This window comes from Streptomyces sp. XY431 (assembly GCF_001279805.1).
Classification (GTDB): Bacteria; Actinomycetota; Actinomycetes; order Streptomycetales; family Streptomycetaceae; genus Kitasatospora; species Kitasatospora purpeofusca.
On sequence record NZ_LGDO01000119.1, the window covers coordinates 1 to 12,583 of the forward strand.

A 12,583-nucleotide genomic window follows, 5' to 3' on the forward strand; every position below is an offset into this window, starting at 1 on the left:
CCCGCTCGCACTCCGCCATCCGCCCCGCGAACACCTCCGACCCCGCCAACAACCCCACCGCCATACCCACCCACTGCGAACCCTGACCCGGGAACACCAGCACCGAACGACCCGACGACACCCCGTCGCCCCGTACCAGCCCCGGCACCGTCCGGCCCTCGGCCAGGGCCTTCACGCCGTCGATCAGCCCGTCCGGGTCGGTGCCCACGACCACGGCCCGCCGCTCGAACGCGGTGCGCGTGAGGGCGAGCGCGCGGCCCGTGTCGGCGGCCCGCAGAGGTCCGGGAGCGGCACCCAGGTGTGCCAGCAGCTGGACCGCCCGGTCGCGCAGCGCTTCGTCGCTACGCCCCGACAGCACCCAGGGCAGCGGGTACGCATCGCCACCGGCCTCGGCTTCGGCTTCGGCCACCGGTTCGGCTTCCTCCGTCGGGGCCTGTTCCAGGATCAGATGCGCGTTGGTACCGCTGACACCGAAGGCGGACACCCCGGCCCGGCGCGGGCGTCCCGTGTCGTCCCAGGTACGGGCCTCGGAGAGGACCTCCACGGCTCCCGACGACCAGTCGACCATGGGCGTCGGCCGGTCCGCGTGCAGGGTCCTGGGCAGTTCGCCGTGCTCGATCGCCAGCACCATCTTGATGACGCCGCCCACTCCGGCCGCCGCCGAGGTGTGGCCGATGTTCGACTTCAACGAGCCCAGCCACAACGGTCGTTCGGCGGGCCGGTCCTGACCGTACGTGGCCAGCAGCGCCTGCGCCTCGATCGGGTCGCCCAGCGTGGTACCGGTGCCGTGCGCCTCCACCACGTCCACCTCGGACGCCGACAGCCCCGCGTCCGCCAGCGCCGCCCGGATCACCCGCTGCTGCGACGGACCGCTCGGCGCCGTCAGGCCGTTGCTCGCACCGTCCTGGTTCGTGGCGGAACCACGCACCACCGCCAGCACCGGATGCCCGTTGCGCCGCGCGTCCGACAGCCGCTCCAGCAGCAGGACGCCGACGCCCTCGGACCAGCCGGTCCCGTCCGCGTCGGCCCCGAACGCCTTGCAACGGCCGTCGGCCGACAACGCGCGCTGGCGGCTGAACGCCACGAACGCGTCGGGGGTCGCCATCACCGACACCCCGCCGGCCAGGGCCAGGGTGCAGTCGCCCGCCCGCAGGGCCCGGATCGCCAGGTGCAGGGCGACCAGGGAGGAGGAGCAGGCCGTGTCCACGGTCACCGCGGGCCCTTCCAGGCCCAGGGTGTAGGCGATCCGGCCGGAGACCACACTGCTCGCCGTCCCGGTGTCCAGCAGGCCCTGGACCTCGGGGAGGTGGCGCGAGCCCGCGCCGTAACCGTTGCCGATCGCCCCGAGGAAGACACCCGTGCCGGTGCGCCGCAGTGTGCGGGGGTCGATGGCGGCCCGCTCGACCGCCTCCCAGGCGGTCTCCAGTGCCAGCCGCTGCTGCGGGTCCGTCGCCAGGGCCTCGCGCGGCGAGATGCCGAAGAACTCCGCGTCGAACTCGGCCGCGTCGTGGAGGAAGCCGCCGTGCCGGGTGTAGGAGGTGCCGGGCCGCTCGGGGTCCGGGTCGTACAGGCCCTCCAGGTCCCAGCCGCGGTTGACCGGCCAGGTGGAGATCGCGTCGGCACCCCGGGAGACCAGGTCCCACAGCAGTTCGGGCGTGTCGACGCCGCCGGGGTAGCGGCAGGCCATCGAGACGATGGCGATCGGTTCGTGGCGGGCCTGCTCGGCCTCGCGCAGCTGCCTCCGGGCGTCACCGAGGTCCGCGGTGGCGCGCCTGAGGTACTCGAGCAGCTTCTTGTCGTCGGACATCAGGGCCAGCTCTCTCTCAGGCGTTTCCGAAGTCGTTGTCGATCAGGGCGAACAGCTCGTCCGCTGTCGCCGTTTCCGTCGCCGCGGCCAAGTCGTCCAACGGTCCGGGCGGCAGTGCCCCGCCGCCCGGTGCGCCGGCGCGCCGGCCCCAGCCGCGCAGCATTTCGTCCAGTCGTTCGCCGACCCCGTCGGTGTCGGCCGCTCCGGGCGGGACGGCCGCGAGCAGCGCGGCCAGCCGGTCCAGCTCGGCCAGCAGCGGCGACGGCGGTTCGGGCGCGGCGGACAGCTCCGCGTCCAGGTACTCCGCGAGCGCCTCGGGCGTCGGGTGGTCGAAGACGACCGTCGGCGGGACGGTCAGCCCGGTGGCCTCGCACAGCGCGTTCCTGAACCGCACCGCGAGCATCGAGTCGAAGCCGACCTCGGAGAAGGAGCGTTCCGGGCGCACCGGACCGGCTCCGGGATGGCCGAGGACCGCGGCGGCGTGCCGGGCGACCAGGTCGAGCACCGCCTGACGGCGTGCCCGCCGGTCCAGCGGGGCCAGCCGGGCGGCCAGCCGTTCCGCGGGGGCACCGTCGTCGTCGCCCGCGGCCCGCGCGGTCCCCTCGGCCGGTACCGAGGTCGTGACCGAGGTGACGGCCGCGGCGGCCGTCCGGCCCGGTGTGGGCAGCCAGTACCGGTCGCGCTGGAAGGGGTACGTCGGCAGCAGGAGTGCTGCCGGGCCGCCCGGCCCGGGGTCCCCCGTCCAGGGCGACCAGTCCACCGGACCGCCGCCGGCCGCCCACGCCTCGGTCAGTGAGGCCAGCAGCCGGTCCCGGCCACCGTCGCCGCGCCGCAGCGTGCCGACCGCCGACACCTCCCGCCCGGCCTCAGCGGCCACCGCCTCGATCCCGGCGAGCAGCACCGGATGCGGGCTGACCTCGACGGCCAGGGTGTGGCCCGCGTCCAGCAGGGCGCGGGTCGCGCCGACGAAGTCGACCGGCTCGCGCAGGTTGCGGTACCAGTAGGCGGCGTCGAGCGACTCCCCGGCGACGGGTTCGCCGGTCACCGTCGAGTAGATCGGGACGGCCGAGGCGCGGGGGCGTATCCCGGTGAGGGCTTCGCGCAGGTCCTCCTCGATCTCGGCGACCTGGGCCGAGTGGGCCGCGTAGTCCACCGGGATCGTCCTGGCCCGGACGCCTTCCCGCTCACAGGCCGCGAGCAGCGCGGCCAGCTCCTGGGGCTCCCCGGCGACGACCACGGCTCCGGGGCCGTTCTCCGCGGCCACGCAGACGCGTCCGCCGACGGGCAGCAGACTCGTGGTCCGCTCGGCGGAGGCGGCGACCGACACCATGCCGCCGCGTCCGGCCAGCCTCAGCAGCGCCCGGCTGCGCAGGGCCACCACGAGGGCCGCGTCGTCGAGCGACAGCGCTCCGGCGACGCAGGCGGCGGCGATCTCGCCCTGGCTGTGTCCGACGACCGCGTCCGGGGTGACCCCGGTGGCGCGCCAGTGCGCGGCCAGCGCGACCATCACGGCGAAGAGCACCGGCTGGACGACGTCCACACGGTCGAGCGTCGGTGCGCCGGGGGCACCGCGCAGCACCCCGGTCAGGGACCAGTCGGTGTGCGGGGCGAGCGCCCGTTCGCAGGCGTCGACGGCGGCGGCGAACGCCGCGGAGGTGTCGAGCGCCGCCACGGCCATGCCGGCCCACTGCGAGCCCTGGCCGGGGAAGACGAAGACCGTACGGCCGCCGCGCGCCCGGTCCTGCACGGCGTCGGGCGCGGGCTCTCCCGCCGCGAGGGCGTCCAGCCAGCCGAGGAGCGCGTCGCGGTCGCGGCCGGTGGCGGCCGCCCGGAACGCCAGGGCCGGGCGGGTGGTGGCGAGCGCGCGGGCCGGGCCGGCGGCACCCCCGTCGGGGTCGGCCCGCAGGTGCTCGCCCAGTCGGCGCGCCTGGCGGCGCAGGGCCGCAGGGGTCGTGGCGGAGAGCAGCCACGGGACGGTGGCCCCGGTGTCCTCGGACGGTTCGCCGTAGGTGCCTTCGGGCAGCGGGGCCTCGTCGGGGGCGGCTGCCTCCTCCAGAACGGCGTGGGCGTTGGTGCCGCTCATGCCGAACGCGGAGACGCCGGCCCGGCGCGGCCGGTCCCCGTCCGGAGTGTCCCAGGGGCGGGCCTCGGCGAGCAGCCGGACCGCGCCGGCCGACCAGTCCACCCGGCTGGACGCCTCCTGTGCGTGCAGGGTGGCGGGGAGCACGCCGTTCCGCAGTGCGAGCACCGTCTTGATGACCCCGGCGACCCCGGCGGCGGCCTGGGTGTGCCCGATGTTCGACTTCAGCGACCCCAGCCACAGCGGGCGGTCGGCGGGCCGGTCCTGGCCGTAGGTGGCCAGCAGGGCCTGCGCCTCGATGGGGTCGCCGAGCACGGTGCCGGTTCCGTGCGCCTCCACGAGGTCGATGTCGGCACCGGACAGTCCCGCCGTGGCCAGCGCGGCCCTGATCACCCGCTGCTGCGCGGGGCCGCTCGGGGCGGTGAGGCCGTTGGTGGCACCGTCCTGGTTCACCGCGGTGCCCCGGACGAGGGCGAGGACCGGATGCCCGAGGCGGCGCGCGTCGGAGAGGCGTTCCACGAGCAGTACACCCACCCCTTCGCCCCAGCCCGTACCGTTCGCCCCTTCGGCGAAGGAGCGGCAGCGGCCGTCGGGCGACAGGCCCTGCTGACGGCTGAACTCGACGAAGACGTCCGGGCTGGCCATCACCGCGGCGCCGCCGACCAGCGCGAACGAGCAGTCACCGGCCCGCAGGGCCTGGCCGGCCAGGTGCAGTGCCACCAGCGAGGACGAGCAGGCCGTCTCCACGGTCACGGCGGGGCCGCCGAGGCCGAGGGTGTACGCGATGCGGCCGGAGGCGACGCTGGTGACCGTACCGCTGAGGAGGTGCCCCTCCACCTCCTCGGACGGGTCCTGCGGGCCGGTGCCGTAGCCCTGGGCGGCGACGCCGACGTAGACGCCGCCCTCGCTGCCGCGCACCGACGCGGGATCGAGTCCGGCCCGCTCCAGTGCCTCCCAGCTGGTTTCGAGCAGCAGCCGCTGCTGCGGGTCCATGGCCAGTGCTTCGCGCGGGGAGATGCCGAAGAACTCCGCGTCGAACTCGGCCGCCCCGTCCAGGAATCCGCCGCCCGTGGTGTAGAAGGTGCCCGGGTGCAGGGGGTCCGGGTCGTAGAGGGTGTCCAGCGGCCAGCCGCGGTCGGCGGGCAGCGCGGCGACCGCGTCCACTCCGCCGGCCACCAGTCGCCACAGGTCCTCGGGCGAGCGGACGCCGCCCGGGAACCGGCAGGCCATCGAGACGATCGCCAGGGGTTCGTCGGCCGCCGCGGACCCGGCCGCGGCGCCTACGGCGCCCGCGGAGTCCGTCGCGGTGGTGCCGGTCGTACCGGTCGTGCTGTCGGCGTCCGGTGCTGTGCCGCTCAGCCCGGCGAAGAGGTGCGCGCCGAGGGCGGCCGCCGTCGGGTGGTCGAAGACGGAGGTGAGCGCGAGCGGCAGGGCGGTGGCCGCGACCAGCCGGTTGCGGAGCTCGACGGCGGTGAGCGAGTCGAAGCCCACCTCGCGGAACGGACGGTCGGCCACGAAGCCGGCGGCCGGGTCGTGGCCCAGTACGACGGCCGCTTCGCTCCGGACCAGTTCCGTCAGCAGTTTGCGGCCCTCGGGCTCGGACAGTCGGCGCAGCCGCTGCAGCAACGACGGGTCGCCGCCCGTGCCGGGCCCGGACCCGGCGGAGCTGTCCGCGGGGCCGCCGTCCGCCGCCCGGGACTCCGCGGCGGCCGGCAGACCGCGCAGCAGCGCGCTGTCCCGCACCGAACCGAAGGTGGGCACGAAGCGGGCCCGGTCCAGCTCGGCGACGACCGCTTCACCCTCGTCCAGGGCCAGTGCCAGGCCGAGCGCGGAGAGCGCCGCCGCAGGTGCCATCGGCACCAGCCCGTGGCGGCGCAGGCCGTCGCCCACCGCGCCGTCGGCCATGCCCGCGCCGGCCCAGGGGCCCCAGGCCACCGAGGTCGCCGTCAGGCCCCGCCCGCGCCGCGCCGCGGCGAGGCCGTCCAGGTAGGCGTTGGCCGCCGCGTACGCGCCCTGTCCGCCGCTGCCCCAGGTGCCCGAGATCGAGGAGAACAGGACGAAGGCGTCCAGCGGGCGGCCTTCGAACAGGACGTCGAGGTGGGCCGCGCCACGCGTCTTGGCCGCCGTCCGCAGGGCCAGTTCCTCCGGCGTGCAGTCCATCAGCGCGGTGTCCGAGGTGAGGCCCGCGGCGTGGACCACGGCCCGTACGGTGTCGCCCTCGTCGCTCAGCCGCTCCAGCACCCGTTCCAGCGCGGCGCGGTCGGCGACGTCGCAGGCCAGCAGGGTACTCCGGGCGCCGAGCGCCGCCAGGGCGTCGACCAGCGCGTCGGCCCCGGGGGCCTCGGGGCCCCGCCGGCCGAGGAGGACGAGGTGTTCCGCGCCGCGCTCGGCCAGCCAGCGCGCCACCTGGGCGCCGAGGCCACCGGTGCCGCCGGTGACGAGGACCGTGCCGCGCGGCGTCCACGGTGCGGGCGTGGGTGTCGCGGGCGCCGGCGCGGGGACGAGCCGACGGCCCAACGCCTCCGGGCCTCGTACGGCCACCTGGTCCTCGCCGTCCCGTCCGGCCAGCACCGCGCACAGCCCGTCCAGCGCGGGCCCGTCCAGCAGGTCCGGCAGGTCGACCAGGCCGCCCCAGCGCTGCGGGTGCTCCAGTGCCGCCACCCGGCCCAGGCCCCACACCTGGGCCTGCTCGGGGCGGACCTCCTCCGTGCCGCGCGCCGCCACGGCGCCGCGAGTGGCGCACCACAGAGGTGCGTCGATGCCGCTGTCGCCCAGGGCCTGGAGCAGCAGGAGGGTCCCGGTCAGGCCGGCGTCGAGCGTCCGCAGGCCCGGGTGGGGTCCCTCGGCCAGGGCCAGCAGGGACAGGACGCCCTCCAGCGCGCCGCACTCCGGGAGCAGCAGGGCCAGTTCGGCGCGTTCGACGGCGGCCCCGACCCGGATCACGACCACGTCGGCGCCGTGTCCGGCGAGAGCCTGTTCGCAGGCGAGTGCGGTGTCCTCGGTGCCGGGTCCGTCCGGGGTGACGAGCAGCCAGCGACCGGAGAGGGCGGGCTGCGCGGGCGCGGTGAGCGGCTCCCAGGCGATGCGGTAGCGCTGAGGGCCGACGGGGACCGCGGGGACGGCGGTCCCCCGGCGGGAGCGCCAGGCGGCGGGGGCCGGGTCCAGTGCGGCTTCCGGCCAGAAACGCCTGCGCTGGAAGGCGTAGGTGGGCAGGTCGACCCGCCGCACGTCGGTGCCGCTCCAACCCGCCGACCAGTCCACCGCCACGCCGCGCAGGTGCAGCGAGGCGAGTGCGGTGCGAACCGCGTCCGACTCGCCCCGGCCGTCGCGCAGCAGCGGCACCGTCCCGGCGCCGCCCGGGCCGGAGCTGGAGTCGGAGCTGGGGTCGGAGGTGGGGTCGGAGGTGGGGTCGGGGAGACAGGCGTGGAGCATGCCCGACAGCACACCGCCCGGTCCGATTTCGAGGTACGTCGTCGTACCCTCGGCCCGCAGCCGGCGGGCCCCTTCCAGGAAGCGCACGGTGCCCCGGACGTGGCGTACCCAGTGGTCGGGGGAGCGGAGTTCTGCGGCGGTGGCCGTACGCCCGGTCAGGTTGGAGACGATCCCGATGCCGGGCGCGTGGTAGGTCAGCGACTCGGCCACGTCCCGGAACGCGTCGAGCATTCCGTCCATCCGGGCGGAGTGGAACGCGTGGCTCACGCTCAGGCGCCGGGTGCGTCGTCCTCGGGAGCGGAAGGCCCCGGCCAGGCGCTGTACCGCGTCCGCGTCACCGGACAGGACCACGGAGGTGGGCCCGTTGACGGCGGCGATGTCCAGCGCGTCCTGCCCCGCCTCCCGGCCCGTGTTCCGGCCGAGGTCCGCTTCCCGCTCCGGAACGGGGTGCCCGGCGCGGTCGTCCAGCAGGGCCCGGCGCACTTCCTCCTCGGTGGCCTCCACCGCCACCATCGCCCCGCCCCCGGGCAGTTCGTCCATCAGCCGTCCCCGGGCCGCCACGAGCGCACAGGCGTCGGGCAGGTCCAGCACGCCCGCCACGTGGGCGGCGGTGAGTTCGCCGATGGAGTGCCCCATCAGCAGGTCCGGCCGTACGCCCCAGTGCCGGACGAGCCGGAACAGCGCCGTCCCCAGGGCGAACAGCGCGGGCTGGGTGTAACGGGTGCGGTCGAGCAGCTCCGCACCGGGGGTTCCGGGCTCGGCGAACAGGACGTCGCGCAGGCGCAGGTCGAGGTGCGGGTCCAGGGCGGTCAGCACCTCGTCGAGGGCGTCGGCGAACACCGGGTCCGCGCGGTAGAGCTCCGCGCCGGCCCCGGCCCGCTGGCTGCCCTGTCCCGGGAAGAGGAAGGCGGTCCGGCCGGAGCGCACGGCGCCGCCGGTGAGCAGTCGGCCCGCTGCCGTGCCGCGCGCGAGTGCGGTGAGCGAGCGCCGGACGGATGCCCGGTCCCGACCCAGGACGGCGGCCCGGTGTTCGAGCGGGGCCCGTCCCGTGGCGAGCGAGTAGGCGACGTCCGCCAGTTCGACGTCCGGGTCGGCATCGAGCCGGCCCACCAGCCGGGCGGCCTGGGCCCGCAGGGCTTCCGGTGTGCCGGCCGAGAGCAGCAGCGGCACGGGCGGGCCGGTACGACGGGCGGTGTGGATGGCGGTGGCGCCGGCGTCGACCGCCGCGACGGCCGTCGTGGCTGCCGTCGCGGTGGCCGCGTCCGGGGTGGGCACGGTCGCGCTGGGCACGACCGCGGCGCCGGTCCGGTCCGGGGTGGCGGTCGGGTCCGGGGCGGGCACGACCGCGATGGCGGGCGCCTGCTCGACGATCACGTGCGCGTTGGTGCCGCTGATGCCGAACGAGGACACGCCCGCCCGGCGCGGGCTCCCGGTCTCCGGCCACGGGGTCTGCGCGGTGAGCAGGCGGATGCCGCCGCCGGACCAGTCCACGTGCGGGTTCGGCGTCCCGGCGTGCAGGGTCCCCGGCAGTTCGCCGTGGCGGATGGCCAGCACCATCTTCATCACCCCGGCCACCCCGGCCGCCGCCTGGGTGTGCCCGATGTTGGACTTCACCGAGCCGAGCCACAGCGGACGGTCCGCCGGACGCGCCGGTCCGTGGACGGCCTGGAGCGCCTGCGCCTCGATGGGGTCGCCGAGCCTCGTGCCGGTGCCGTGGGCCTCGATCGCGTCGATCTGGTCGGCGCGCAGCGCGGCGTCGGCCAGGGCGGCGCGGATAACCTGCTGCTGGGACGGGCCGTTGGGAGCGGTGAGCCCGTTACTGGCACCGTCCTGGTTCACGGCGGTGCCGCTTATCAGCGCGAGAACGGGGTGGCCGTGACGCAGGGCGTCACTGTGGCGCTCCAGCAGCAGCACTCCGGCGCCTTCGCCCCAGCCCGTGCCGTCCGCCTCCGCCGAGAACGCCTTGCACCGTCCGTCGGCGGCGAGCCCGCGCTGACGACTGAACTCGACGAAGAGCCGCGGGGTGCTCATCACCGTCACCCCGCCCGCGAGGGCCTGCTCGCAGTCACCGCGCCGCAGTGCCTGCACGGCCAGGTGCAGCGCCACCAGCGACGAGGAGCACGCGGTATCGACGGTGAGCGAGGGCCCCTGGAGGCCGAGGACGTAGGACAGCCGCCCCGAGAGCACGCTGGCCGTGTTCCCGGTCAGCAGATGACCCTCTGACACTCCCTCCGCGCCCTCCAGCAGCGCGGAGTAGTCCTGGCCGTTGGTACCGATGTAGACGCCGACCTGCCGGTCCTTCAGTGCGGTCGGATCCTGCCCGGCGCCCTCGACCGCCTCCCAGGCGGTCTCCAGCAGCAGCCGCTGCTGCGGGTCCATGGCCAGGGCCTCGCGCGGCGAGATGCCGAAGAACTCCGCGTCGAACTCGGGGGCGTCGTGCAGGAAGCCGCCCTGCCTGCTGTAGGTGGTACCGGCGTGGTCGGGGTCCGGGTCGTACAGACCCTCGGTGTCCCAGCCCCGGTTCGACGGCCAGTCGCCGACGGCGTCGGTGCCCTTCGAGAGCAGGTGCCAGAAGTCCTCGGGCCGTACGACCCCGCCGGGGAAGCGGCAGCCCATGCCGACGATCGCGATCGGCTCGTTGCTGCCGGGCTCCGCCGACCGGCCCGCCCCGGTGCCGACGGACCCGGTGGTGCCGCTCGCCGCGTCCGGCAGGGAGAGGTCGAGGTCCGCGAGCAGCCGGTCGGCCAGCGCCGACGCTGTGGGATGGTCGAACAGGACGGTGGCGGGCAGGGCGAGTCCGGTTGCGGCTGCGAGCCGGTTGCGCAGCTCCACCGCGGTCAGCGAGTCGAAGCCGAGCGCGGAGAACGCCTTACCGGGCTGGACCGTGTCGACGTCGGGGTGGCGCAGGACCGTCGCCGCGTGGGTGCGTACCAGTTCGGTGAGGGTCCTGACCCGGTCCTCGTGGCGCGGCAGTACGGCGATCCGCTGCCGCAGGACGTCGGCGGAGCCGCCGCCCGCCCGGGCCGGCGACGGTGCGGTGGTGTCCGGGACGGGCCTCGCGGCGGCCGGGTCCGGTATCCCGTCGAGCAGGGCGGCGGACCACGGGCCCATGCCCGTGGTGAAGCGCCTCCAGTCGACATCGGCGACCACGACCAGCGCGTCGTCCTCCGCGAGTGCCCGGCCGATCGCGGTGACGGCCGTTTCCGGCTCCATCACCGGCATGCCCGAGTCCCGCAGCCGTGCGGCGACATCGTCCGCCAGCATGCCGGGCCCGGCCCAGGCGCCCCAGGCCACGGACGTGCCGGGCAGCCCGACGGCCCGGCGGGAGGCGACGAGTGCGTCGACAGCCGCGTTGGCGGCCGCGTAGTTGCCCTGCCCGGCGTTGCCCACGACGCCCATCACCGACGAGAACACCACGAAGGCCGACAGGTCGAGACCGGCGGTGGCCTCGTGCAGGTTCCGTGCGGCGGTCAGCTTGGCGCGCAGCACCACGGCGAGCCGCGCGGGGTCCAGCGCGTCGAGCACACCGTCGTCGAGGACGCCCGCCGCGTGGAAGACGGCGGACAGCGGGTACCGCGCCGGTATGTCGGCGACCAGCACCGCCAGTGCGGCCGGGTCGGCGACATCGCAGGCCGCGAAGGCCACTTCGGTGCCCAGCGCCGTCAGTTCCGCCCGCAGCGCGTCCGTACCGGGCGCGTCGGCACCGCGACGGCCGACCAGCAGCAGCCGCTCCGCGCCCTGGCCCGCGAGCCAGCGAGCGGTGTGCGAGCCGACGCCACCGGTGCCACCGGTGACGAGGACCGTGCCCTGCCATCGCGGTCGCGTCCGCACCCGGACGGCCGCGCTACCCTCACGGGCCCTCGGCGACGCGGGCGACGCGGGCCGGAGACGGCGTCCGTGGACCCCGGTGGAGCGCACCGCCACCTGCTCCTCGTCGGCCGCGGCTCCCGCGAGCACCGCGCACAGGCGGCGGGCGGCCCGTACGTCCAGCACCTCCGGCAGGTCGATCAGACCGCCCCGGCGATGCGGATGCTCCAGCGCCGCCGTCCGGCCCAGTGCGGCGGACGCGGCCTGACCGACGTGTCCGGGCCGCTCCGCGCCGCCCAGGACCGCCGTTCCCTTCGTCAGCGTCCAGAGCCGCGCATCGAGGCCGGTGTCCTCCAGCGCCTGGATCAGCGCGAGGGTCAGCGCCGGACCACCGGGCAGGTCCGGGTGGTCGGGGTGGGAACGCTCCTCCCAGGACAGCAGGGACAGCACGCCGGCGATCGGCTGCTCCCCCGCGGTCGTCGTGAGCAGAGCGGCCAGTTGTTCGCGGGTCGCACCCGGATCGGCGACGACGCAGGGGAGGAGGTCGGCTCCGGCCTCGCCGAGGGTGTCCAGGACGGCCGCCGCGTCGTCGCGCTCGGGACGCAGGGCGAGCCAGCGGCCGGGGAGACCGTCCGCCGGCGCGACCGACAGGGGCGCCCAGGCAACGTGGTAGCGCCAGGATTCCGCCCTGCGTTCACGGTTCCTGGCGGAGCGCCAGGCCGCCAGGGCGGGCAGGACTTCGTCCAGGGCTGCACGGCCGACCCCGAGGGCTTCGGCGAGCTGGGCGGGGTCCTCGCGTTCCAGGTCGTCCCAGCGGTCCTCGGCGGGGGCGGACGGGACGGCGGCGGAGGCCGTCAGCCAGTAGCGCCGCCGCTGGAAGGCGTACGTCGGCAGCTCGACGCGCCGCGCCCCCGGGAAGGCACCCGACCAGTCCACCGCCAGTCCGCACTCCCACCCACGGCCCACCGCACGCAGCACCTGTTCCAGGCCGCCTTCTTCACGGCGCAAGGTCCCCAGCACCGCAGCCTCCGCGTTGGCGGCCTCCACCGACTCCCCCACCGCCACGCCCAGCACCGGGTGCGGGCTGGACTCGACGAAGACGCGGTGCCCGGCCGCGAGGAGCTCGCGGGTCGCCCGCTCGAACTCGACGGTCTCCCGAAGGTTGCGGTACCAGTACCCGGCGTCGAGAGACTTCGTGTCCAACAGGCCGCCGGTCACGCTGGAGTAGAACGGCACCGAACCCGAGCGGGGGGTGATGCCGTCAAGGTCGGACAGCAGACGCTCGCGGATCTCCTCGACATGTGCGGAGTGCGACGCGTAGTCCACCTCGATCACACGCGCCCGCACACCCTCACCGACCAGAACGTCCACCAGCGCCCTGACCGCGTCCGCGTCACCCGACACCACCGTCGACGACGGCCCGTTCACCGCCGCCACCGACAACCGCCCCGCCCACG

The 12,583-nt window shown here is 75.9% G+C and carries 2 protein-coding genes; both read right to left on the reverse strand.

The window, feature by feature from the left end; translation table 11 throughout:
• The coding region (locus ADK60_RS15555) for a type I polyketide synthase (protein WP_079008391.1) at nt 1–1,807 on the reverse strand (1,807 nt) is incomplete at its 3' end.
• 16 nt (nt 1,808–1,823) lie between these two features.
• Nucleotides 1,824–12,583: type I polyketide synthase (locus ADK60_RS15560; RefSeq protein ID WP_053646566.1), on the reverse strand; the 10,760-nt coding region annotated here is incomplete at its 5' end.